General features: G+C 73.7%; 23 protein-coding genes. 13 read left to right on the top strand and 10 right to left on the bottom strand.

Annotated features, from left to right (window positions below; genetic code table 11):
- Nucleotides 1-47: 47 nt before the first annotated feature.
- Nucleotides 48-713 (bottom strand): TetR/AcrR family transcriptional regulator, encoded by a 666-nt coding sequence (locus ACF1BE_RS25835; protein WP_392201409.1) that lies wholly within the window; start codon nt 711-713, stop codon nt 48-50.
- A 73-nt stretch (nt 714-786) separates the two neighbouring features.
- On the opposite strand from ACF1BE_RS25835, the gene ACF1BE_RS25830 reads away from it, so the two are divergent.
- Together ACF1BE_RS25830 and ACF1BE_RS25825 are read left to right on the top strand one after the other, a co-directional pair.
- The gene (locus ACF1BE_RS25830; RefSeq protein ID WP_392201408.1) at nt 787-1,971 is read left to right on the top strand and encodes an FAD-dependent monooxygenase; all 1,185 of its coding nucleotides are present in this window, start codon (nt 787-789) and stop codon (nt 1,969-1,971) included.
- Between the two features lie 10 nt (nt 1,972-1,981).
- Nucleotides 1,982-2,893: a Gfo/Idh/MocA family protein gene (locus tag ACF1BE_RS25825; protein WP_392201407.1), complete on the top strand. Its 912-nt coding sequence runs from the start codon at nt 1,982-1,984 to the stop codon at nt 2,891-2,893.
- Here the strand turns inward: ACF1BE_RS25825 and lnt are convergent.
- On the bottom strand, nt 2,811-4,385 hold the full coding sequence (gene lnt, locus ACF1BE_RS25820) for an apolipoprotein N-acyltransferase (protein ID WP_392201406.1): 1,575 nt from the start codon (nt 4,383-4,385) through the stop codon (nt 2,811-2,813). The genes ACF1BE_RS25825 and lnt overlap by 83 nt on opposite strands.
- Before the next feature lie 300 nt (nt 4,386-4,685).
- Nucleotides 4,686-5,168, bottom strand: a complete 483-nt coding sequence (locus tag ACF1BE_RS25815) for a nuclear transport factor 2 family protein (RefSeq protein ID WP_392201405.1) — start codon at nt 5,166-5,168, stop codon at nt 4,686-4,688.
- Nucleotides 5,169-5,260: 92 nt separating this feature from the next.
- Here ACF1BE_RS25815 and ACF1BE_RS25810 point away from each other — a divergent pair, with 92 nt between their 5' ends.
- The gene (locus ACF1BE_RS25810) at nt 5,261-5,872 is read left to right on the top strand and encodes a DUF4291 domain-containing protein (protein ID WP_392201404.1); all 612 of its coding nucleotides are present in this window, start codon (nt 5,261-5,263) and stop codon (nt 5,870-5,872) included.
- Between the two features lie 8 nt (nt 5,873-5,880).
- Here the strand turns inward: ACF1BE_RS25810 and ACF1BE_RS25805 are convergent, their stop codons facing one another.
- From ACF1BE_RS25805 to ACF1BE_RS25795, 3 genes are all read right to left on the bottom strand, one after another.
- Complete coding sequence (locus ACF1BE_RS25805; protein WP_392201403.1) at nt 5,881-6,060, bottom strand: hypothetical protein; 180 nt, start codon at nt 6,058-6,060, stop codon at nt 5,881-5,883.
- Between the two features lie 297 nt (nt 6,061-6,357).
- On the bottom strand, nt 6,358-7,233 hold the full coding sequence (locus ACF1BE_RS25800) for an undecaprenyl-diphosphate phosphatase (RefSeq protein WP_392201402.1): 876 nt from the start codon (nt 7,231-7,233) through the stop codon (nt 6,358-6,360).
- Between the two features lie 102 nt (nt 7,234-7,335).
- Nucleotides 7,336-7,806: a winged helix-turn-helix transcriptional regulator gene (locus tag ACF1BE_RS25795; RefSeq protein ID WP_392201401.1), complete on the bottom strand. Its 471-nt coding sequence runs from the start codon at nt 7,804-7,806 to the stop codon at nt 7,336-7,338.
- Between the two features lie 106 nt (nt 7,807-7,912).
- Between ACF1BE_RS25795 and ACF1BE_RS25790 the strand changes: the two genes are divergently transcribed.
- A complete protein-coding gene (locus ACF1BE_RS25790; protein WP_392201400.1) occupies nt 7,913-9,082 on the top strand; it encodes a thiolase family protein in 1,170 nt (389 codons plus the stop codon).
- A 303-nt stretch (nt 9,083-9,385) separates the two neighbouring features.
- The gene (locus tag ACF1BE_RS25785) at nt 9,386-9,598 is read left to right on the top strand and encodes a hypothetical protein (RefSeq protein WP_392201399.1); all 213 of its coding nucleotides are present in this window, start codon (nt 9,386-9,388) and stop codon (nt 9,596-9,598) included.
- Nucleotides 9,599-9,728: 130 nt separating this feature from the next.
- Here the strand turns inward: ACF1BE_RS25785 and ACF1BE_RS25780 are convergent, their stop codons facing one another.
- Nucleotides 9,729-10,550, bottom strand: coding sequence for a TVP38/TMEM64 family protein (locus tag ACF1BE_RS25780; RefSeq protein ID WP_392201398.1), 822 nt, complete (start codon nt 10,548-10,550; stop codon nt 9,729-9,731).
- Nucleotides 10,551-10,854: 304 nt separating this feature from the next.
- Between ACF1BE_RS25780 and tuf the strand changes: the two genes are divergently transcribed.
- Together tuf and ACF1BE_RS25770 are read left to right on the top strand one after the other, a co-directional pair.
- Nucleotides 10,855-12,024, top strand: a complete 1,170-nt coding sequence (gene tuf / locus ACF1BE_RS25775; protein ID WP_392201397.1) for an elongation factor Tu — start codon at nt 10,855-10,857, stop codon at nt 12,022-12,024.
- Between the two features lie 82 nt (nt 12,025-12,106).
- A complete protein-coding gene (locus ACF1BE_RS25770; RefSeq protein WP_392201396.1) occupies nt 12,107-12,952 on the top strand; it encodes a spermidine synthase in 846 nt (281 codons plus the stop codon).
- Between the two features lie 49 nt (nt 12,953-13,001).
- Here the strand turns inward: ACF1BE_RS25770 and ACF1BE_RS25765 are convergent, their stop codons facing one another.
- Entirely contained in the window at nt 13,002-14,015 is a 1,014-nt protein-coding gene (locus ACF1BE_RS25765) for a hypothetical protein (protein ID WP_392201395.1), read from the bottom strand.
- 128 nt (nt 14,016-14,143) lie between these two features.
- Between ACF1BE_RS25765 and ACF1BE_RS25760 the strand changes: the two genes are divergently transcribed.
- The 3 genes from ACF1BE_RS25760 to ACF1BE_RS25750 all read left to right on the top strand — a co-directional run bounded on the left by ACF1BE_RS25760 (nt 14,144) and on the right by ACF1BE_RS25750 (nt 18,035).
- Nucleotides 14,144-14,596, top strand: coding sequence for a DUF4442 domain-containing protein (locus tag ACF1BE_RS25760; RefSeq protein ID WP_392201394.1), 453 nt, complete (start codon nt 14,144-14,146; stop codon nt 14,594-14,596).
- Nucleotides 14,597-15,123: 527 nt separating this feature from the next.
- Nucleotides 15,124-17,094: an RICIN domain-containing protein gene (locus tag ACF1BE_RS25755; RefSeq protein ID WP_392201393.1), complete on the top strand. Its 1,971-nt coding sequence runs from the start codon at nt 15,124-15,126 to the stop codon at nt 17,092-17,094.
- Nucleotides 17,095-17,387: 293 nt separating this feature from the next.
- Nucleotides 17,388-18,035: a DedA family protein gene (locus tag ACF1BE_RS25750; RefSeq protein ID WP_392201392.1), complete on the top strand. Its 648-nt coding sequence runs from the start codon at nt 17,388-17,390 to the stop codon at nt 18,033-18,035.
- Nucleotides 18,036-18,089: 54 nt separating this feature from the next.
- Here the strand turns inward: ACF1BE_RS25750 and ACF1BE_RS25745 are convergent, their stop codons facing one another.
- On the bottom strand, nt 18,090-18,617 hold the full coding sequence (locus ACF1BE_RS25745; protein ID WP_392201391.1) for a gamma carbonic anhydrase family protein: 528 nt from the start codon (nt 18,615-18,617) through the stop codon (nt 18,090-18,092).
- Between the two features lie 109 nt (nt 18,618-18,726).
- Between ACF1BE_RS25745 and ACF1BE_RS25740 the strand changes: the two genes are divergently transcribed.
- From ACF1BE_RS25740 to ACF1BE_RS25730, 3 genes are all read left to right on the top strand, one after another.
- Nucleotides 18,727-19,491, top strand: coding sequence for an acyltransferase (locus tag ACF1BE_RS25740; RefSeq protein ID WP_392201390.1), 765 nt, complete (start codon nt 18,727-18,729; stop codon nt 19,489-19,491).
- Between the two features lie 119 nt (nt 19,492-19,610).
- Complete coding sequence (locus ACF1BE_RS25735; protein ID WP_392201389.1) at nt 19,611-20,183, top strand: helix-turn-helix domain-containing protein; 573 nt, start codon at nt 19,611-19,613, stop codon at nt 20,181-20,183.
- A 43-nt stretch (nt 20,184-20,226) separates the two neighbouring features.
- Nucleotides 20,227-20,784, top strand: coding sequence for a YbaK/EbsC family protein (locus tag ACF1BE_RS25730; RefSeq protein WP_392201388.1), 558 nt, complete (start codon nt 20,227-20,229; stop codon nt 20,782-20,784).
- 89 nt (nt 20,785-20,873) lie between these two features.
- On the opposite strand, the gene ACF1BE_RS25725 is transcribed toward ACF1BE_RS25730, so the two are convergent.
- A complete protein-coding gene (locus ACF1BE_RS25725; protein WP_392201387.1) occupies nt 20,874-22,094 on the bottom strand; it encodes a 4-hydroxybenzoate 3-monooxygenase in 1,221 nt (406 codons plus the stop codon).
- Nucleotides 22,095-22,123 lie beyond the last annotated feature (29 nt).

Raw genomic sequence — 22,123 nt, 5'->3', positions numbered from 1 at the left:
TGATCTCCTGCCCCGTACGGCGGCGCTGCGGGTACCGGAGATGACGCTCAGGGGGCCAATTCCCGCCCCGTGCCCGGCGCGTTCGCGGGCCGGGCCGCGCCGCCGGGCGCGGCCGGGGGGTCGCTGTGCCGGAGCATGCCCGCCAGCAACTCCCGCAACCCGGCGCGGATCTCCTCCGGATCCGGTACCCGCGCGCTGAAGGAACCGGCCGCGCACGAGAACATCAGCCCGTCCGCCCAGGCGACGAGGGAGAGCACATGGCGGGCCGGGTCGGGTGAACCGGCGGTGGTGAGCAGCGCGGCCAGCCGTTCCTTGAAGACGGCACCGGTCCGGTCGTAGAAGGCACGCAGTTCGGGGCGACGGGTGGCCTCCAGGGCCAGTTCGTATCGGGCGATCAGCAGCGCGCGGTCGCGGGTCAGGGCGCGGTGGACCGCGAGCGCCAGGCCCTCGGCCAGTGCGTCGGGGCCGCCGCTCGGGTCCGGCATCTCCTCCGGCGTCAACAGCCGCGCCTCCCGCTCGGCGTGCCGCCGTACCGCCAGTTCCAGCAGTGCCTGGCGGGTGCGTGCCACGTTGGACGTCGAGCCCGGCGGCAGTCCGGCCGCCTCGTCCACCGCCCGGTGGGTGAGCCCGCGCATGCCGCGTTCGGCGAGCAGGGTGAGCGCGGTGTCGGCGACGAGGCCGGCGCGGGAGGCGCCGGGGGTGCGTTCGGCCATGAGCCGACCCTACCCAGTTCACTACTGATGTAGTAAATTCGCTTTCACTACAGATGTAGTCAGGAGGCCGTCCATGCCACCCAGGTCCCGTCCGGCCCGCGCCGCCGTCATCGGCGGCGGAATCGGAGGTCTCACCGCGGCAGCGGCCCTGCACCGGCGCGGCTGGGAGGTGACCGTGCTGGAGCGCGCCCGCTCTCTGGAACCGGCCGGCGCGGCCCTCTCCCTCGCCCCGAACGCCCTGCGCGCCCTGGACGTCCTCGGCATCGGCGACGAGATCCGCGGCCTCGCGGCCTGGCAGGGCGACGGCGGACTGCGTACCCCGGAAGGGCGCTGGCTGTCCCGCTCCAGTGCCGAGGCCGCCGCAGCCCGCTTCGGCGGCCCGCTGGTCCTGCTGCCCCGGACCACCCTCGTCGAACGGCTCGCCGCCCTGCTCCCACCCGGCGCCGTCCGCACCGCGGTCACCGCCACCCTCGTCGACCCCGGCGACAGCGCCCGGCCCGCCCGCGTGAGCACCGGCGGCAGCGAGCTGGAGGCCGAACTGGTGGTGGGCGCGGACGGCATCGGCTCCCGCGTGCGCGCCGCCCTGTTCCCCGCCCATCCCGGGCCGGTGTACGCGGGGTTCACCACCTGGCGGATGCTGATCCCGGTTCCCGGCGTGGAGTTCGCCTCGCACGAGACCTGGGGCCGCGGCCGGATCTGGGGCACCCACCCGCTGAGGGACGGCCGCGTCTACGCCTACGCGGCGGCCATGACCCCGGCGGGGGAGCGGGCGCCGGACGACGAGAAAGCCGAACTGCTGCGCCGCTACGGCGACTGGCACGACCCCGTCCCCGCCGTGATCGCCGCCGCCCGCCCCGAGGACGTCCTCCGGCACGACGTCCACCACATCGCCGAGCCCCTGCCCGCCCTCCACTCCGGCCGGGTCGCCCTCCTCGGCGACGCCGCCCACGCGATGCCGCCGACCCTCGGCCAGGGCGGCAACCAGGCCGTCGAGGACGCGATCGTCCTCGCCCACCACGCCGGGGACCTGCCCGCCTACACCGCCGCCCGGCTGCCGCGCACGACCGCGATCGCCCGCCGGGCCGTCAGGACCGCCCGCCTGAACATGGCCGGCAACCGTGCCGTCGTCGCCGTGCGCGACACCGTGGTCGCGGCCCTGTCGCGGGCCGGACCCGCGCTCCTCCTGCGCGGCTTCGACGGCATCGCCGACTGGCAGCCGCCGTATGCTGCCGGGGACGCGCACATCGGCGAGCGGTAGGGGAGAGCACGTGAAGGTCGGCTGCATCGGACTCGGGGACATCGCGCAGAAGGCGTACCTGCCGGTGCTGGGCACGCAGCCGGGGATCGACCTGCACGTGCAGACCCGTACGCCCGCCACCCTCCACCGGGTCGCCGACACCCTGCACCTGCCGGCGGAGCAACGGCACACCACCCTCGACGAGCTGCTCGCCGCCGGCCTCGACGCGGCCTTCGTGCACGCCCCCACCGCCGTCCACCCGGAGATCGTCACCCGGCTGCTCGAGGCGGGCGTGCCGACCTATGTGGACAAGCCGCTCGCCTACCGCCTCGCCGACTCCGAACGGCTGGTCGACCTCGCCGACCGGCGCGGTGTCCCGCTGGCCGTCGGCTTCAACCGCCGGTACGCCCCCGGGTACACGCAGTGCCTGGACCACCCGCGCGAGCTGATCCTCATGCAGAAGAACCGGATCGGGCTGCCCGAGGAAGCACGCTCCATGATCCTGGACGACTTCATCCACGTCCTCGACACCCTGCGCTTCCTGGCGCCCGGCCCGGTCGACGACGTGACCGTCCGGGCCCGCGTCGAGGACGGGCTGCTCCACCACGTCGTCGTCCAGCTCGGCGGTGACGGCTTCACCGCGCTCGGCGTGATGAACCGGCTCAGCGGCTCCAGCGAGGAGATCCTGGAGGTCTCCGGGCAGGACAGCAAGCGCCAGGTGCTCAACCTCGCCGAGGTGATCGACCACAAGGGGCAGCCGACCGTGCGCCGGCGCGGCGACTGGGTGCCGGTGGCCCGGCAGCGCGGCATCGAGCAGGCGGTCCTCGCCTTCCTCGACGCCGTCCGGGCCGGGAAGACGCTCAGCGCCCGGGACGCGCTGGCGACTCACGAACTGTGCGAACGGGTCGTACGAGCGGTGCAGGACCGCTGCGGCGCAGCCTGAGCGCCCGCGCCCACTCGGTCGCGCACAGCACGGCCAGCACCAGTAGCGCCGTGGGCACCGGCCAGTCCCCGTAGCGGGCGTACGGCGTGACACCGTGCGCGAGCGGTACGTCGTACACGCGGGCGGTGTCCGCGCCGGTACCCAGCCACGGCCCGAGGCGCTGCCCCTCCGGGCCGTACACCGCCGACACACCTGTGAGGGTGGCGTGCACCATCGGGCGGCCGGTCTCCGCGGCGCGCAGCGCGGCCAGCGAGGCGTGCTGCTCCGGCGCCCAGCTGTGCTGGAAGGAGGAGGTCGACGACTGGCCGAGGAGGAGGTCCGCGCCGTCCCCGGCGAGATGCCGGCTCATGTCCGGGAACGCGGTCTCGAAGCACACCAGCGGCCCGATCCGCAGCCCGTGCCCCACGTTCATCACCGTCTGTCCGCTGCCGCGCCGCCGGTCCTCACCGGCCGCCCGGCCCACCGAGGTGACCCAGCCGAGCAGGGAACGGGCCGGTATGTACTCGCCGAACGGGACCAGCCGCATCTTGTCGTACCGGGCGCCGGTCAGCCCGTGAGGGCCGACCAGGACCGAACTCTTGTAGATGCCGGGCCGGTCGGAGCGGCGTGCGTCCACGTTCACCAGCACGTCGGCGCCGGTCCGCCGGGCGAGGGCCGCGATCCGCCGGGCCAGGTCCGGCCGGTCGTCCAGGTCGAAACCGACGCTGGACTCACCCCACACGACCAGGTCGACGCCCTGCCCGGCGAGCCGCCGGGTCAGCTGCTCCTCCCGGTCGAACCGCTTCTCGGCACTGTCCTGCCCGGCCACGACCCCCGGCTGGACGACGGCGACCCGCACCCGCCCGTCGACCTCCGGACGCGGCGCCCACGCCCAGGCGACCGAGGCCACGGCGGCCGTCGCGACCAGCGAGGCCACGGCCGGCACGCGTGCGGCGCGGACGGAGACCAGCACGGCCGTCGCCACGTTGACGGCCACCACCAGGAAACTCAGCAGCCACACCCCGCCGACCGAGGCCAGCCGCAGCGCCGGGCCCACCTGCCACTGACTGGCGCCCAGCATGCCCCACGGCCCGCCCAGACCCTGCCAGGAGCGGACCAGTTCCACCGCCAGCCAGGCCGACGGCAGCACCAGCAGCGCGGCGGCGCCCCGGCCCGGCGACGGCACCCCGCCGAGGAACCGGCGCACCAGCCAGCCCCAGGGCGCCCAGAGCGCACCGAGCAGGGTGGCTATCAGGAAGATGAACACGTGCAGGCTCGGCAGCAGCCAGTGGTGCACGGCCACCAGGAAGCCGAAGCCGCCGCACCAGCCGTCGTAGGCCGCCCGCCGCCCGGTGGGCGCCGAACGGGCCAGGAGCAGCCACGGCACCAGGGCGACGTACGCGAACCACCACAGCGACGGCGCCGGGAACGCGAGCACGGGCAGGGCGCCCGCGAGGGCCGCGGCGCCGGAGCGCGGCCAGGGGGAGGTCAGGCAGCGGTCGATCATTCTCATAGGGACCCTCCCTACCCAGCGAACGCCTCAGTGTGCGTGCGGGAGCCGATCTCCGACAAGGCGGTTCCGCGATCGGTGCGCCGCCCGGCCGGGCCGGCCCGCGGGCTGCGGGCCGTACCGGCCTCCGGTTCCCCGGCCCTGGGCCCTCTCGTTCGGATCATGCCGGGCTCGCGGGTCCTGGCACCGCGCCTCGCCGCGTTGTCGTCGGTTGCCATGGCTCCGCCATGGCGCCCTTCTCCGCCTTGCGATGCACGGCACCAGGACCCGCTCCCTGATCCGGCCTGATCCGAACGAAAGACCCTAGGCCCTCTCGACCGGCACTTCATCGGCCGACGGCCGGCGCCACCTCTCGTGCACGACGGCCTCGCGCAGCCGCCAGCCCTCCGGTGTGCGCAGCAGGGCGAAGTCGTAGCGGCCCCCGCACACCAGGTCGGGCGCGGCGGGGGAGCCGGTGTCCGCCCACCGCGTCGGGGTGAGGTAGTCGGCCCGTACCCGGGCGGTGTCACCGGTGTCGTGGTCCAGGAGGCCGAACCGCACCTGGCGGTTGACGATCAGGTGCTGGCGGAAGGCGAACGGTGCCGTGTTCTCGGCGAGCCAGCCGGCGACCTGTCCCGCGCCGCCCTCGATGCCGCCGGCCGAACGGTAGTCGGCCCGCCCGTCCGCCGTGAACAGCCCCTCGTACGCCGTCCAGTCACCGTCGCCCACCGCCACGGCGTACTCGGTGACCAGGTCGTCCACGGCCAGCCGGTCCATCACGATCGCGAGTTCCGCACGCTGCGTCATCGGCACAGTGTTGGGCACGTGGGGCGCGACGCCAAGAGGGGCGCCCGATATTCGGTGGTGCGCGGTGCGGCCCGCACCCGAACCTTGTCCCCGTGAACGAACAACCCGTCGAGAACGAGCCGAAGTTCCGTGTCCGGGCCCGGCACACGGAGACCACGGTGGTCGTCTACCAGGCCTACCGCCCCGGGATCGGCCGCCCGGCCGCCCGCACCGGACGCTTCCCGTCCACCTGGAAGCGGGACCGGATGACCTGGATCAAGCCGTCTTTCCTGTGGATGATGTACCGCTGCGGCTGGGGGACCAAAGAGGGCCAGGAGACGGTCCTCGCCGTCGAGGTGAGGCGGGAGGGCTTCGAGTGGGCCCTGCGGCACGCCTGCCTGTCCCACTACGCGGCCGCCCTGCACCCGGACCAGGCGGCCTGGAAGCGGGAGCTGGCCCGCAGCCCCGCCCGCGTCCAGTGGGACCCGGAGCGCGATCTGCACCACAACCCGCTGCCGTACCGGTCGTTGCAGCTCGGGCTGGGCGGGGAGGCGGCCGTCCGGTACGCCGACGAGTGGATCGTCGGCATCGGGGACGTCACCCCACTGGCCGCACAGATCCATGCTCTGGTGCGGGCGGGCGAAGAGGAGCGGGCGAGAAGGCTGCTGCCCGGGGAGCGGCCGTACCCGGTGGCGGACGAGGTGCTGGCGCGCCTGCGGGCGTAGTCGGCGGATCAGGCCGCCTCGACGACCTGCCCGCGGACCGCCGCCGCCCACTCGACCACCAACAGCTCGTACTCCGCGCGCTCCTGGACCGACAGGGTGCCGCCCGCGCGCAGCCACAACGCCCGGATCTGGTCGTTGACCTCGGCGGCGGACCGCACGGAACCAGGGGGCGGGGAATCGGGGGACATGCGGGCCAGCCTAGGGGCAGAAGCTGACCCTGCGCCACCGAACGGCTACACAGCAGGTATGCGCTCGGTCACCGCCGGGCCCGGCGCCGCATGCCGCACCTCGTCGATCCCCCCAGACCAGAAGGCATATGCCGTGCCCGTCCGCGGAGCGGAGGCGCGCGGGAGATGTCCGAAACGGCGACGGGGCGGGATCTCGCTCCGGGCGGGTCTCCATCGGGTGTGCCACCGGGGGAGTCGGGCGCCGGCGCGGGACAGCGCTCCAGGGAACCGCGGGGGTGGTTCGCACGCGGGCCGGGGTCAGCTCGCGGACTCGGCCGCGTGCGGGCTCAGGACGCCCGCCGAGACCAGGGCGATGATGACGATGCCGAGGACGACGCGGTACCAGACGAACGGCATGAAGCTCTTGTTGGAGATCCACTTCATGAACCACGCGATCACCGCGTACCCCGACGCGAACGCGATCACCGTGGCGAACAGGGTCGGCCCCCAGGCCACGTGACCCCCGCCGAGCGAGTCCTTCACCTCGAACGCGCCGGAGGCGAGGACGGCCGGGACGGCGAGCAGGAAGGAGTAGCGGGCCGCGGCCTCGCGCCGGTAGCCCATGAACAGGCCGCCGCTGATGGTCGCGCCGGAACGGGACACGCCGGGGATCAGGGCGCAGGCCTGGCAGAGGCCGAAGACGAGGCCGTCCTTGACGCCGAGGTCGTCCAGTGTCTTGCGCTGCTTGGGCGCGCGGTGCCGGCCGCCGGTCTCGTCACGGGCCGCCAGCCGGTCGGCGACGCCGATGACCACGCCGACGACGACGAGCATGGTGGCGGTGATCCGCAGATCGCGGAACGGCCCCTCGATCTGGTCCTTCAGGGTCACGCCCAGCACGCCGATGGGTATGGAGCCCACGATCACCAGCCAGCCCGTCTGTGCGTCGTGGTTGCGGCGCATCGCCCGGTCGGACAGTGACCGGAACCAGGCCGCGATGATCCGGCCGATGTCCTTGCGGAAGTAGATCAGCACCGCGGTCTCGGTGCCGATCTGCGTGATCGCCGTGAAGGCCGCCCCGGGATCCTCCCAGCCCGAGAACGCCGCGGTGAGCCGCAGATGCGCGCTGGAGGAGACGGGCAGGAACTCGGTCAGTCCCTGGACGAGTCCGAGGACGAGGGATTCGAACCAAGACATGGAGGTACGGCGTCCAAGCGCTGGGGAGAAATGGTGATCATGTGACGACCGAAGCGTAGCGGGCCAGGCTCACAGCGCGGAAACAGGGGCCGGACAGCGCTCTCAGGCGGCCGTCGGCCCCGCCACGGTCCAGCCCGGGGTCTGCGGACGGGCCGTCAGGTCCTCGTGGCGCACGGGGTCCCCGCACGCCTGGCAGGTGACCACCGGGACCAGTTCGTTGCCGCAGACGTGCTCGACGGCCATCGGCAGGTCGGTGCCCTTGCGCAGGTGGCGGTCGCCCCACTCCTTGAGGGTCATGAGGACCGGCTCCAGCTCCAGTCCCGCCTGCGTGGGCCGGTACTCGAAGCGCTGCGGGCGTTCGCTGTAGAGGCGCTTGGTGAGGATGCCGGCCTCCACGAGCCGGCGCAGCCGGGTGGCCAGGATGTCGCGCGGGGCGCCGATGTTGCGCACGAGCTGGTCGAAGCGGCCGTTGCCCAGGCACACCTCCCGCAGGACGAGCAGCGAGTACTTCTCGCCGACCAGGGCGAGGGCGTCGGCGATGGAGCAGGGGCGCGGGTCCTTCGTGGCGGCCATGCGGCCAGTCTAGAGGAGGGTTGGAATTTCCAACTCACAGGGTTATGGTGAGTCCGGATTTCCTACTCACCGGTAGCCCGTCCGATCACCGCAGGAGGCCGGCCCCATGCGCGACGCCGTCATCGTCGAAGCCGTACGCACCCCCATCGGCAAGGGGAAGCCGAACGGCTCCCTCGCCCACGTCCACCCCGTACAGCTTCTCGCCCACACCCTGCGCAGCCTGGTCGAGCGCTCCGGCATCGACCCCGCGCTGATCGACGACGTGATCGGCGGCACCGTCGACCAGGTCGGCGAGCAGGCCATGAACACCACCCGGTACGCCGTTCTCGCCGCCGGCTTCCCCGAGTCGGTCCCGGCGACCACGGTGGACCGCCAGTGCGGCTCCTCCCAGCAGGCCGTGCACTTCGCCGCCCAGGGCGTCATCTCGGGCGCGTACGACCTCGTCGTCGCCTGCGGTGTGGAGTCGATGAGCCGGGTGCCGATGTGGTCCAACGTGCCCGCCGGCGCCGACCCGTTCGGGCCCGGTGTCGCCGAGCGCTACCCGGAGGGCCTGGTCCCGCAGGGCATCAGCGCCGAACTCATCGCCGCCAAGTACTCCCTCACCCGGGCGCAGATGGACGAGTTCGCCGTCTCGTCCCACCGGAAGGCCGCCGCCGCATGGCGGGACGGACTGTTCGACGACGAGATCGCGCCGCTGGACGGTGTGGCCCGCGACGAGTGCGTCCGCCCGGACAGCACCCCGGAGATCCTCGCCGGCCTCCGGCCCGCCTACCACGACCCCGGCTTCGCCGAGCGCTTCGGGCAGATCGAGTGGAACGTCACCGCGGGCAACGCGAGCCCCGTCAACGACGGCGCCTCCGCCGTCCTGATCACGTCGAGTGACACCGCCGCCCGGCTCGGCCTGCGCCCGCTCGCCCGGCTGCACAGCTTCGCCGTGACCGGCTCGGACCCGCTGCTGATGCTCACCGGTGTCATCCCGGCCACGGAGAAGGTGCTGCGCAGGGCCGGCCTGAGCATCGCCGACATCGACCTGTTCGAGGTCAACGAGGCGTTCGCCGCAGTGGTGCTGGCCTGGCAGCAGGAGACCGGCGCCGGCCTCGACAGGGTCAACGTGCACGGCGGCGCGATCGCCCTCGGTCACCCGCTCGGCGCCAGCGGCACCCGGCTGACCACGACGCTGGTCCACGCGATGCGCCGACGCGGCGCCCGGTACGCCCTCCAGACCATGTGCGAGGCGGGCGGACTCGCCAACGCGATGATCCTGGAAGGAGTCTGAGCCGGGAGGCCGCCCACCGGTCCGTCACGCCAGGGCGCGACCCGCGGCGGCGACCAGGTCGTCGGTCGCCGCGCCTCGCGGCGGGCGGCCGGCAGGGTGTGGTCGGTCACGTCCCGGATGCCGAACGCGGCTGGCGCGGCCCCGCGGGCCGGTCCGGCCAGGGACGGTTCCAGCACGGAGACAGCGGCCAGGGGAGCGGTGACGGCGGACCGGATGGCATCGGGACGCCGCCCGGGCCGCCGCCACGGCCTCCGCCCGCGCGCCGCTCAGCCGCGGATCCTCGCGGTGCCGCATGGCCCGCCGGTGGTCACCGAGCGCGGCCACCAGCTCGCCCGGCGCCGACCGCGGCGCGTCCGCCCTGCGGCCGGCGCGGGCGGCCCGCTCGTGCCCGAAGCGCGGCAGCCCGGTGAGCGCGCCACCGAGCAGCGTGCCGGCCACGGCGACGATGCCGGGCCACATCGTGACATCATCCTCGGCCGAGTCGACCTGTTCGGCCTGACTGCCGCAACCGGCTGAGTCGTCTCCTCGGTCGCAGGTGGGACGGTCCATCGGCCGGCGGGACGGTTCACCTGCCGGTACGGCCGGCCGGCTGCCGGCAGGACGGCTCGCCCGCCGGTACGGCGGTTCCCGCTCCGCCGGACACGGCTCACCTGCCGCGCAGCTGGTGGCGCTTGCGCCAGGCGACCACCGAGCCGGCCAGCGCCGGTGCGGCGATGCAGCCCATGGCGATCAGGAAGGCGGGGGACGTCGGCGCCGAGGCGCGGGCGCCGGCGACCGCGTAGGCGGCCGTGTTCGGGATCGAGCCCAGGGCCGTCGCCAGCAGGAACGGCAGCCAGCGCATACGGGAGACGGCCGCGCAGTAGTTCGCCGCCCAGAACGGCACCCCCGGGAACAGCCGGGCGACCAGCATGGACCGGAACCCGTGCCGGCTCAGCTGCCCGTCGGCCGCCTTCAGCCAGCGGCCCCGCAGCAGCGGGCGCAGCGCGTCCTGTCCGAGCAGCCGGCCCAGCCCGAACGCCACCCCGGCACCCAGCACGGTGCCGGCGAGCGCCGTCGTCAGCCCCAGCTGCGAGCCGAACAGCGCGCCCGCGGCCAGGTTCAGCAGGGGACGCGGGACGAACGCCACGGTGCACAACCCGTACGCAGCCGAGAAGACGACGGCCGCCGCGACCCCGCCGAGCTGCGGCGGCCAGCCGTGCGTCAGCAGCCGCTGCGGCTCGTACAGCAGCACGGCCACCACCCCGCCCGCGAGCAGGGCGAACAGCAGCGAGAGCCGGGCGTGCGGGGACCGCAGCACGCGGGTGCGGCGGGCGGTGGTTCTCGAGCGCGGCAGCGGTGGGACGGGCGTGGCCACGGGGACACCCGCGGTGACGGCCGCGGCCGTGGGGGCGGTCGGGGGGACGGAAAGCTCCGTGCCTGCGGCCCGGGGAGAGGCCGTGGCGGTGCCAGAGCGGTTGGCATCGAGCATCTGGTGACACTAACCGACGGACGTGTGTGATCGCCGTATGGTCGGAACTCGCCCACGGTGGAAAAGGGTTCGACGCCGGACAAACCGTCGGTGATGATGGACGGCATGTCCCGGTTCGCCTTCCTCCTCGCAGCATCCGCCGTCGCGGATGCCCCGAAGGCTGCCGTCGCGCTCCTCGTGGCCGCCGCGGGCGGCGCCCGAAGCTGACCCTCCCCGGACAGTCCGGCGGACCCCGCAGGGGGAGGGTCGGCGGGTCCCAGGGGTCCCCGCGTTCTTCCCGGCTGAGAGGCTTCGAGGTACAGCCATGTCCGCAACGGCCTACGTGCGCACCAAACCGCACCTGAACATCGGCACCATGGGTCACGTCGACCACGGCAAGACCACCCTGACCGCCGCCCTCACCAAGGTCCTCGCCGAGCGCGGCACCGGCACCTTCGTGCCGTTCGACCGCATCGACCGCGCCCCCGAGGAGGCCGCCCGCGGCATCACCATCAACCTCACGCACGTCGAGTACGAGACCGACACCCGGCACTACGCCCACGTCGACATGCCGGGTCACGCCGACTACGTCAAGAACATGGTCACCGGCGCCGCGCAGCTCGACGGGGCGATCCTCGTCGTCTCCGCGCTCGACGGGATCATGCCGCAGACCGCCGAACACGTACTGCTCGCCCGGCAGGTTGGCGTCGACCACGTCGTCGTCGCGCTCAACAAGGCCGACGCGGGGGACGCGGAGCTGACCGACCTGGTCGAGCTGGAGGTCCGCGACCTGCTCACCGCCCACGGTTACCCGGGCGACGCCGTCCCCGTCGTACGCGTCTCCGGACTGCGCGCGCTGGAGGGCGACCCGCGCTGGACGGCGTCCGTCGAGGCGCTGCTCGACGCCGTGGACACCTATGTGCCGACGCCGGTGCGGTGTCTCGACGCGCCGTTCCTGCTGTCCGTGGAGAACGTGCTGACCATCACCGGGCGGGGGACCGTCGTGACCGGTGCCGTCGAGCGCGGCGTGGTGGGGGTCGGTGACCGCGTCGACGTGCTCGGCGCGGACGTCCGGACGGTGGTGACCGGGCTGGAGACCTTCGGCAGGCAGATGACCCGGGCACAGGCCGGGGACAGCGTCGCGTTGCTGCTGCGGGGCGTTCCCCGGGACGCCGTCCGGCGGGGGCACGTGGTGACGGCGCCGGGAAGCGTGGTGCCGGCTCGGCGGTTCTCGGCCCGGGTGTACGTGCTGTCGGGACGTGAAGGAGGCCGTACGACCCCGGTCACCACCGGCTACCGGCCGCAGTTCCACATCCGTACGGCGGACGTGGCGGGGCGTGTCGACCTGGGCGGGGCGGACGCCGCCCGGCCGGGGGAGACCGTGGAGATGAGCGTGGAGCTGGGGCGGGAGGTGCCGTTGGAGCCGGGGCTCGGGTTCGCCGTCCGCGAGGGCGGGCGGACCGTGGGCGCGGGGACCGTCATCGCCGTGGGATGAAGGGCGCCGTGGGTGCCGCCGGGAGCCGCGGGACCGTCCCGGTACGGTCCCGCGGTACTCCGGGGCGCGTCACAATGAACAGGTGACCGAGCAGATACCCGTGTCCCGCGCCACCGATCACGGCACCGCCAAGCTGATGCCCGATGTCGACCGGGAGCGGGCCTGGCTGCTCACGGTCGACGGGGCGCCGCAGTCGTACGTCGATCTGGACGATCCGGCGTATCTGGAGTTCGAGTACGCGCGCCGGCTGGGGTTCGCGCTGGACGCCGTAGCCGCTCAGGGTGCGCCGCTGGACGTGGTGCACCTCGGCGGCGGCGCCCTCACGCTGCCCCGGTACGTGGCGGCGACCCGGCCCGGCTCACGGCAGGACGTCGTCGAGGCGGACCGGGGGCTGCTGGAGCTGGTCGCCGAGCACCTGCCGCTGCCGCGGGGTTCGGGTGTCGTGCTGCACGCCGACGACGCCCGGGCCTGGCTGGAGGGGGCTCCGGAGGATCATGCCGACGTACTGGTCGCCGACGTGTTCGGTGGGTCCCGGGTCCCCGCCCACCTGTCCACGCTCGCCTACGTCCGTGCGGCCGAGCGGGTGCTGCGTCCCGGCGGGGTCTATCTGGCCAACCTCGCCGACGCGGCGCCGTTCGGCTTCCTGCGGGCCCAGCTCGCGAACCTGGCTGCCGTGTTCGAGGAACTCGCGCTGATCGCCGAGCCGGCGGTGCTGCGCGGCCGGCGGTTCGGCAACGCGGTGGTCGTGGCCTCGCACCGGCCGCTGGACGTCGCCGCGATGGCCCGGCGCAGCGCGGCGGACGCCTTTCCGGCGCGGGTCGAACACGGCGCCTCGGTGAGGGAGTTCATCGGTTCGGCCCGGCCGGTGGGGGACGCCGACGCCGTACCGTCGCCCGAGCCCCCCGCCGGCGCCTTCGGCATCGGTTGACGCGGCGGGGCCGGGAGGGGGCGAGGCACGGGCGGGCTGACGCCCGCGGTCACTCCACGACGGGGTCGCCGTGCAGCCGTACCGTGGCGAGGATCTTGTCGACGGTGGCGTCGGGGATCTCGTCCTTGACACCCTTGGCGCCGTAGAGGGTCCACGCCACGAAGCTGCCCTTGGAGTTCTTGAAGGCGAACGTCGTGGCCTTACCGTCGGTGCTGCACTTGTCCTTCTTCGGCACGCCGACGACGTACGACGTCGCCAGACTGCCCTTGACGCCCGACGCCGTCGTGAACGCCCTGGCCTTGCCGATCCGCAGGTACTTCTTGGCGGCGTCCGACTGGTCGGTGTAGCCGCCGAACACGAACGCGGCCGAGTCGCCGCGGGCGATCCCGGCGGTGTTCTTCGCGCCGTTCTCGCCCTTCGTGCCGCTGGCCACGAGCGCGTGCGACTCCTTGGTGCCGCCCCTCTCGGAGGTGCAGTAGTCCGGCTTCAGGAACGTGGAACCGGAGAAGCCGATGTACGGGGAGCCGTCACCCTTCTGCTGGTCCTCGAAGAAGGAGAAGCTGCCGGGCCGCTCCACCTCCCAGTCGGCGGGTACGTCGAACGCGGTGCCGTACTTGGGGTTGACCACGAGCTTCCAGCCCGGGACGGTCGGCTTCTCGGTCCCGCCCGCCCGCGGGTTGTCCGTCGTGGAGGAGGTCGGTGAGTCGGAGGGGTCGGCCGTCGGTGACGGGGCCGTGCTGTGCCCGCCCTTGCCGTTGTCCGCCTCGTCGTTCTTCGAGCCTCCGCCCAGCACCAGGTAACCGGTCACGGCGGCGGTGACCACCACGGCCGTGGCCGCGATGATCGCGACCAGCTTGGTACGGCCGCCTCCGCCCTGCGGCGGCTGCGGCGAGGACGCCGTGGGCGGCTGTCCCCACTGCGGCTGCTGCTCGTACGGGCCGGCCTGCGGGTACTGCTGGTACCCGGGCTGCTGGTACGGGTTCGGCTGCTGGTGACCCGGCTGCTGGTACGGGTTGTGCTGCGGGTTCTGCGCGCCCCCTGGCGGCTGCTGATCTGGCCACATGGCCAGTAACCCTAGTGCGGCGCGGGACACGGTTCGGTCACCGGTGTTCGTCAGGATCGCGGCGAAACCGCGGCGACCGCTGGAACCGGCTCTGGTCAGCTGTGGCTACTCGTGAGTAACATGACGGCATGAGCGCAGACCAGATGTCGATCGGCGACATGCTCGCCGCCACCGTGCCCATGGCCCGGACGCTGAACCTGGAGTTCCAGGAGACCACCGCCGACAGGGCCGTGGTGTTGCTGCCGGACCAGGGCGCGTACCACAACCACGTGGGCGGCCCGCACGCCGGCGCGATGTTCACCCTCGGGGAGTCGGCCAGCGGCGCCATCGTCCTGGCCGCCTTCGGGGACCAGCTCTCGCGCGCCGTGCCGCTCGCCGTACGCGCCGAGATCGCCTACCGGAAGCTGGCGATGGGCGCCGTCACCGCGACCGCGACGCTGGGCCGCCCGGCCGCCGACGTCGTCGCCGAACTGGATGCCGGGCAGCGCCCCGAGTTCCCGGTGGCGATCGAGATCCGGCGCGCGGACGGCGCCGTGACCGGCGAGATGACCGTCGTCTGGACGCTGCGGCCCAACAGCTGACGCGGGAACCAGCGATCGCAGCCCGCTCCCCGGCGCACCGACAGCGGCGCCGGGGAGGGGTGGAGGACGACCCGGGTGGAGCCCGGGCGGAGGCGCGGCCGGATGCGGACACCGGTCCGGACCGGTGTCCGGCGCCACGCCGGCACCGCACTCGGTGTCCCACCCGCCGTCCGGCGCGCGGATGAGGGCGCGCCCGGCGAAGTCCGGCAGCCGACTGTGGGGCGGCGGCCGGAAGTCGGGGATTTGATGCGCCATACGGCCTTTACGGCAGCCCAGTTGGCAGATGCCACGAGACCCGCGCTGGGGATACCGGCGGTAACCATTGTGCGGTAAACCGACGTCGGCGCCGAGGGTATTCACAGTTCTTGTTTCCCGTGTCCCGCGTGTGCGAAGGTGAGCCTCCCCGCGGGAAGGCAAAGGCAGACGCCGATGTCAGGGCCGGCTCTCAGGTACATACCTATCAGGTACTGCTTTCCGACAGGACGCGCCTGCGCCTGCGTTCCTGCGGCTGGAAAGGAAATGGTTCCGTGCCGTCCCCTCACCCCCCACGCCCGCCGTTCCCGCCCCCACCCGCTCCGGCCGGGGAGTCCGACCGCGCTCTCGTCGCCCGGCTGACCGGTCCCGGCGACGCCCGCCATCACGCCGTCGCCCTGCTGCTGGCCAGGCACTGGCGGCCCACCCGCGACCACGCCGTGGTCTGCCTGGCCTCCGCCGGGCCCGCCGCCCAACTGGTGGCCACCGCGGCCTTCCACCAGGTGCTCGGCCGCATGGCGGGTGGCGTGCTCGGCGGCGCACTCCGGCCGCAGTTGCTCGTCGCCGTCCGGGACACCGTCCGCTCCTGGGCCGCGGACGAGGCGGCCTGTATCGCCCTGCCGGAATTGCGCAAACCCACGGGCGGTCGGGGCCTTCGCGCGACCAACCCCGGAACGCCGGAAAGCCGACAGCTCGCCGCGCGCGCATTCCAGGCTCTTCCGGGCGCCTCGCAATGCCTCCTCTGGCACATCGAGGTCGAGGCCGAACCCATAAACATACCGGCTGGTCTGCTGGGGGTCGATCCGGCCACCGCGATCGCCGCCCTGGAACAGGCACGCGAGCAATTCCGCGCCGGCTGCGTCCGCGCCCACCGGGAACTCGCACCCTCCAGCGAATGCCGTTTTTACAACCGCCTCCTCGACGTCCCGATCCGCCGCGGCGGCGTCCTGCTGCCCGACGTGCGCCGGCACCTGACGGTCTGCGATCACTGCCGGTACGCCGCCGAACAGCTCGGCCACTTCGACGGCGGTCTGCACCTCCTGCTCGCCGAGACCGTGCTCGGCTGGGGCGCCCGCCGCTACCTCGACTCCCGTCCGGGCCGCGGCGCTCCCGAGGAATGGCCGCCCCCGCCGGAGACGCGGGCCGCGCCCCCGGTGACCGGCGGCCGGCACCGCACCGGGCCGGAGAACCGGCGTCGCACGGCCGTGGCCGTCGGGGTCGGACTGACCTCCGTCGCCCTGCTCGCCACCGTCCTCGCGGCCAGGAGCTGGTCCGATGACAACGGTGTCCCCGCCCCCACCACCTGGTCCGCCCCCGCCGGCGGCGCCGCACACCCGGGCGGCACCGGCACCCGCTCGGTGGCCTCCCCCTCCGCCGCCTCCGCCGCCTCTGCCGGTGAGTCCGCGGAGACTGCGCGCGGTGCCCTGCGCGGCCTCGGTTCCCGGCTCTGCCTGGACGTGCGCGGCCCCAGGGCCGCCGCGGGCGCGGGCGTCCGGCTCGCGCCGTGCTCCTCGGCCGCCTCGCAGCAGTGGTCGTACCGGGACGACGGACTGCTGCGCAGCGCCGCGGACCCGTCCCTGTGCCTGGCCGCCGACCCCGGAACGCGGCGCACCGAGCTGGCCGGCTGTCTCGCTGCCACCGGCGAGGTGTCGTACGACGTCACGGTGCGCGGCGAGATCCTGCTCCGCCGGCACAAGGGCCTGGCGCTCACACCGGGTTCCGGCGGTTCCCCCACGCGGGTGGGAGTGGCCGAACGTGACGGTTCACCGGAGCAGCGGTGGGTGCTGGAACCGGAAGCCGCCGAGGCGCCGCGGTCCTCCGGTACGGCGGCGCAGGGTGAGGGGGCGCCCGGGGCGCCGGACGGGCGGGGGCTGTCCGGCGGGAGCGGTACGGCGGGGGCGGGGGCGTCGTCGCCGGGCGGCGCCGGGCCGGATCCCGGGCAGCGGGGGGACGGTGGCGTCCCACGCGGTGAGCCGGAACGCGATGGTGCGGGAGCCGGGGAGGGGGCCGAGCCGCGGATCGCCCAGGTGCACGCCGAGGAGGACCGGCGGCGGGGCGGGGCCGGCGGTGCGGCGGATGCTGCGACGGGGGACGTGGCGGACGTGACGGACCTGCTGGTGACACTGGGTGATGCCGTCAGGCCGGTCGGGGGCGACCTCACCCCGCCGGTCGGCGCACGGACGACCTCGCCGGTCACGGTCACCGCCGACGCGGGAGCACAGGCCGTACGGGCGCTGGTGGGCTGACCGGCGCCGGGGCCGTCCGCCGGGCGGCCCCGGCCGGGCCCTACGGGCGCCGGCCCACCGGCTGCGCCCCTGACCGACGTCTGCCGGCCGGTGGCCCGCCGGGAACGACTGCCGCTCGCGGTGCGCGGTGGGACATCGCGGTGGCCGGAAACGCAGGGGGCGGGGACGGGACGGTGGGCGGCCGGGCGGCGTGAGCAGGTAGCCGTTCACCGCCGACCAGGTAGCCTTCCTGGGGGCGCGCTGTACACGCGGCGACCCGGAGGCCAAGGGCAGCGACAGGGGAGGTACCGGCGGTGCACGTCCAGGAATGGCTCGACTCGGTGCCGGCGGCCGCCGTCTACGCCGTGGTGGCCCTGGTGATCGGTCTGGAGAGCCTGGGCATCCCGCTGCCCGGCGAGATCGTCCTGGTCTCCGCGGCCCTGATGTCCTCCCAGCACTCGGGTGTCAACCCGGTCGTCCTCGGTGTGTGCGCGACGGCCGGCGCCGTGATCGGCGACTCCATCGGCTACGCGATCGGCCGCAAGGGCGGACGCCCGCTGCTGGCCTGGCTCGGCGCCAGGTTCCCGAGGCACTTCGGCGCGGGCCACGTGGCCACCGCCGAGCGGTCCTTCCAGAAGTGGGGCATGTGGGCGGTCTTCTTCGGCCGCTTCGTCGCCCTTCTGCGTATCTTCGCCGGCCCCCTCGCGGGCGTCCTGCACATGCCGTACTGGAAGTTCCTGATCGCCAACGTCCTCGGCGGCATCTGCTGGGCCGGCGGCACCACGGCCGTCATCTACTACGTCGGTCTGGTCGCCGAGGACTGGCTGAAGCGGTTCTCCTACCTGGGCCTGGTGGCGGCCCTGCTGATCGGCCTGGTGTCGGTGCTGGTCCTGAAGCGCAAGGCGAAGAAGGCGCAGCTGCCGGCCGAGCGGGAACCGGAACCCGCGGCCGCCGGGGACTGAGCGCGCCCGCGCACCCGCCCCGGAACCCGCCCGCGCACAGGGGCCGCCCCCGTCCTACCGGTGCACATCCTTGTGGGCCTTGCCCAGCTCCGCGTACAAGGTGCCGTTGAGGGTGACCCCTTCCCGCTCCTCCGCGGTCAGCTCCCGCTTCACCTTCGCCGGCACGCCCGCCACCAGCGACCCGGCCGGCACCACCATCCCCTGCGGCACCAGGGCCTGCGCGGCGACCAGCGACCCGGCCCCGATCACCGCCCCGTTGAGGACGGTCGCCCCCATCCCGATCAGGCAGTCGTCCTCCACGGTCGCCCCGTGCACCACCGCGTTGTGCCCGATCGACACCCGCTCCCCGACGGTCACCGGAAACCCGGGATCGGCGTGCAGCGTGACGTTGTCCTGCACATTGGCCCGAGCGCCCACGGTGATCCTCTCCACGTCGCCCCGCAGCACCGCCCCGTACCAGACGCTCGCTCCCGCGTGCAGCGTGACATCCCCGATGACGGAGGCCGTGGGCGCCACGAACGCCTCCGGATCCACCCGGGGCTCCTTGCCCCCGATACCCACGATCAGCGCCTTGTGCGTCATCACCCGTCTCCTCGTGTCGGCAGTACCCGGCACGGTACGACACCGGGTGGGGTGAAGATCACAGGAGTCCGCACGCTCGCCCCGGGTGACCGGTGAGTAACGTGAGCCCGTGTCGAAGCGCAAGAACACGTTCTCCTCCTGGCGACGCCGGCTGGCGCAGCGCGCCGTGCACGCGGGCTGGTCGTGGGTGCGCAGCGCGGGTTCGGTGACGGCCGAGCACCCCGGCCGCTACCGTTTCGGCTCGATCGGCGAAGCCACCCGGCTGGCCTTCCCGCTCGGCACGGTCTTCGGCGAGCCCTGGATCCGGCTCGGTTCCCACTGCATCATCGCCGAGCAGGTCACCCTCACCGCCGGCCTGATGCCGGACCTGGACCTCGGCCCGGACCCCATCCTGCGCATCGGTGACGGCGTGGTTCTCGGCCGCGGCAGTCATGTCATCGCGGACACGACGGTCACGATCGGCAGCGACTGCTACTTCGGCCCGTACGTCTACGTCACCTCCACCAACCACTCCTACGACGACCCGCACCAGCCCATCGGCCGGCAGTGGCCGCGGATGGAGCCCGTCGAGATCGGCCCGGGCTGCTGGATCGGCACCGGCGCGGTGATCCTGCCGGGCGCGCGGATCGGCCGCAACGTGGTCGTGGCGGCCGGCGCGGTGGTCCGGGGCACGGTACCCGACCACGCGGTGGTGGCGGGGGCGCCCGCCCGGGTCGTACGGCGCTGGACGGCCGGCGACGGCTGGCAGCCGCCGCTGCGGACCCCGGCCCCGGTGCCGATCCCGGACGGGACGACGCCGGAGCAGTTGCGGGCGCTGGGGGAGCTGGACGAGGACGTGGTCGCCCGGCTGGCCGCACTCGAACCGGAGGCCTGACGCGACCGGCCGGCCCGGCCTCGCAGTACAGTGCGGTGAACGCTCGGGTGCACCGCACCGTAGTGCGGTGCCTGCACCGCGCTGTACGTCACCTCGACTTCCCGGATTTTGGACACCACGTGTCGGACCTCGAACTCCTGACCCAGTCCCTGGCGCGCAACGTCAAGCACTGGCGTGCCGTGCGCGGCTTCACGCTGGACGTGCTCGCCGCCCGGGCCGGGGTCAGCCGCGGCATGCTCATCCAGATCGAGCAGGCCCGCACCAACCCCAGCATCGGCACGGTCGTCAAGATCGGCGACGCGCTCGGCGTCAGTGTCACCACGCTCCTCGACTACGAACAGGGCCCGACGGTCCGGATCGTCCCCGCCGAACGGGCCGTACGGCTGTGGCACACGGAGGCCGGCAGCTACAACCGGCTGCTCGCCGGCACCGAGGCGCCGGGACCGCTGGAGATGTGGGACTGGCGGCTGATGCCGGGCGAGAGCAGCCCCTCCGAGCCGCACCCCGGCGGCACCGTCGAGCTGGTGCACGTCACCGCGGGCGAACTGACACTCGTCGTGGACGGGACGGAGTACCGCGTTCCGGCGGGCGCGAGCGCCTCCTTCGAGGCCAACGTCCCGCACCGGTACACCAACCGGGGCGACCTGCCGATGGAGATGGTGATGGCGGTGTCCGTGCCGCCCGTGCCCTGAGACGCCGGTACGGCGCGCGGGCGGGTCTTGCTAGCGTGCGGCCATGCGCCCACCCATCGGAGACTTCGACACCGCCACCCGCGCTCCGGACTGTCTGGACGAGCTGACCGCGCCCGTCGCCGATGCCGTACGCGACTGGCAGGGCGCTGTCCCGGCCGACCGGATCCTCTACGTCGACACCGACCCCGAGTGGGCCGACACGGCCGTCTTCGTGGAGCACTACGGCCGCGACCTGCTGGAGCGGTCGGCGAACTGTGTCGTCGTCGCGGGCAAGCGGGCCGGCCGGACCACACTGGCCGCCTGCGTGGTGCTCTCCACCACCCGGGTCGACGTCAACGGAGCCGTACGCCGTCAACTGGGCGCCCGCAAGGCCTCGTTCGCCCCCATGGAGACCGCGACCGGCGAGACCGGCATGGAGTACGGAGGCATCACCCCGGTCGGACTGCCCACCGGCTGGCCGGTGCTGGTGGACGCGGCCGTCGTCGACCTGCCCTACGTACTGATCGGCAGTGGCCGCCGGCGCGGCAAACTGCTGGTGCCGGGCAAGGCCCTCGCCGAACTGCCGGGCGCGGTCGTACGGGAGGGCCTGGGCGTCGCCTGACCCCGGGCCCCCAGCAGGTGGCGGCCCGCCGCACCCGGGCCGGCATGCGCCGGCGCGGGTGCGGCGGTGAGCGGCGGACCGCCGTACGGTCAGTACGCGCCGGCCGTGCCGAGGTACTGCTCGGCGAACGCCGCCGCCGCTGCCGGCGAGGTGAACAGCCGGCGCAGCCGGGCCCGGGCGGTGCCGGCCCGGTAGGGGTCGCCGTGGGACATGCCGTGGTAGATCTCGGAGAGCCACTGCGAGAACTCCTGGTAGTCCCACACCCGGCGCAGACAGGCCTCCGCGTAACCGTCCAGGCCGGTGTCGTCGCCCCGGGTCAGGTGGGCGACCAGGCCGTCGCCGAGCAGGAACGCGTCGTTGAGCGCCAGGTTCATGCCCTTCGCGGCGATCGGCGCGACGAGGTGCGCGGCATCACCGGCCAGGAAGAGCCGCCCGGACACCATGGGCTCCACCACGTAGTTGTGCATGTCCAGCACGCGCTTCTCCAGCAGCCGCCCCCGCGTCAGAGGCGGGCGGTCCGCGGCGTGCAGGCGTCGCTGGAGTTCGTCCCAGACCCGCTCCTCCGGCCAGTCGTCCGGGTCGTCGCCCGGCGGGCACTGGAGGTAGTACCTGGTCAGCAGCGGGCCGCGGGCCATGTGCCCGGCGAACCCGTCGGGGTGCATGCCGAACAGCACACAGTCGGAGGACGGCGGTGCCTCGGCGAGCAACGCCAGCCAGCCGATGCCGTAGTCGTGCCGGGAGATCCGCGTCCGCTCCGGCAGCGCCGCCCGGCTCGCCCCGCGGGCCCCGTCGCAGCCCGCCACGAAGTCACAGCGCACCAGCCGCCGTTCGCCGCTGTCCGGGTCGGTGTAGGAGACCGAGGGCCGGTCGGAGTCGAGGTCGTGCAGGCGGACGTCGCGCACGCCGAAGCGGATGGCACCGCCGCGCACGTCGGCGTACTCGCGCACGAGATCCGTCACCAGCGACGGCTGGGGGTAGATCCAGTGGTGACGGCCCGTCAGTTCACCGTAGGCGAAGCGGTGGCCGCGGCCGTCGAAGCGGAACTCGCACTCGGTGTGCCGCTGGGCGTGAGCCGTCAGGTTGCCCGCCAGACCGCGCTGTTCCAGGCCCCGTACGGCCCATTCCTCGATGACCCCGGCGCGTGGCCGCTGTTCGATGAACGCGCGGCTGCCGGCCTCCAGGACCAGGCAGTCGACGCCGGCGGCCCGCAGGATGTTCCCGACGGTCAGCCCGGCCGGACCGGCGCCCACGATGACGACCGGACAGCGGGAGACGGCGGGCGAGCCGGAGTGGGGGGAGGAAGAGGTCACCCCAGCATTATGACGGTGTCCCGTCAGGC

Source organism: Streptomyces sp. NPDC014991 (assembly GCF_043080665.1).
Lineage (GTDB): Bacteria > Actinomycetota > Actinomycetes > Streptomycetales > Streptomycetaceae > Streptomyces.
This window is presented reverse-complemented; position numbering and strand designations above follow the sequence as displayed.

Excerpts from the sequence above, each read along its gene's own strand:
- ACF1BE_RS25790 (WP_392201400.1), top strand. The coding sequence starts at position 7,913 with ATGCGCGACGCCGTCATCGTCGAAGCCGTACGCACCCCCATCGGCAAG.
- ACF1BE_RS25765 (WP_392201395.1), bottom strand. The coding sequence starts at position 14,015 with ATGTGGCCAGATCAGCAGCCGCCAGGGGGCGCGCAGAACCCGCAGCAC.
- ACF1BE_RS25800 (WP_392201402.1), bottom strand. The coding sequence starts at position 7,233 with ATGTCTTGGTTCGAATCCCTCGTCCTCGGACTCGTCCAGGGACTGACC.
- ACF1BE_RS25730 (WP_392201388.1), top strand. The coding sequence starts at position 20,227 with ATGCGCCCACCCATCGGAGACTTCGACACCGCCACCCGCGCTCCGGAC.
- tuf (WP_392201397.1), top strand. The coding sequence starts at position 10,855 with ATGTCCGCAACGGCCTACGTGCGCACCAAACCGCACCTGAACATCGGC.
- ACF1BE_RS25795 (WP_392201401.1), bottom strand. The coding sequence starts at position 7,806 with ATGGCCGCCACGAAGGACCCGCGCCCCTGCTCCATCGCCGACGCCCTC.
- ACF1BE_RS25780 (WP_392201398.1), bottom strand. The coding sequence starts at position 10,550 with ATGCTCGATGCCAACCGCTCTGGCACCGCCACGGCCTCTCCCCGGGCC.
- lnt (WP_392201406.1), bottom strand. The coding sequence starts at position 4,385 with ATGAGAATGATCGACCGCTGCCTGACCTCCCCCTGGCCGCGCTCCGGC.
- ACF1BE_RS25830 (WP_392201408.1), top strand. The coding sequence starts at position 787 with ATGCCACCCAGGTCCCGTCCGGCCCGCGCCGCCGTCATCGGCGGCGGA.
- ACF1BE_RS25815 (WP_392201405.1), bottom strand. The coding sequence starts at position 5,168 with ATGACGCAGCGTGCGGAACTCGCGATCGTGATGGACCGGCTGGCCGTG.
- ACF1BE_RS25805 (WP_392201403.1), bottom strand. The coding sequence starts at position 6,060 with ATGTCCCCCGATTCCCCGCCCCCTGGTTCCGTGCGGTCCGCCGCCGAG.
- ACF1BE_RS25760 (WP_392201394.1), top strand. The coding sequence starts at position 14,144 with ATGAGCGCAGACCAGATGTCGATCGGCGACATGCTCGCCGCCACCGTG.
- ACF1BE_RS25835 (WP_392201409.1), bottom strand. The coding sequence starts at position 713 with ATGGCCGAACGCACCCCCGGCGCCTCCCGCGCCGGCCTCGTCGCCGAC.
- ACF1BE_RS25745 (WP_392201391.1), bottom strand. The coding sequence starts at position 18,617 with ATGACGCACAAGGCGCTGATCGTGGGTATCGGGGGCAAGGAGCCCCGG.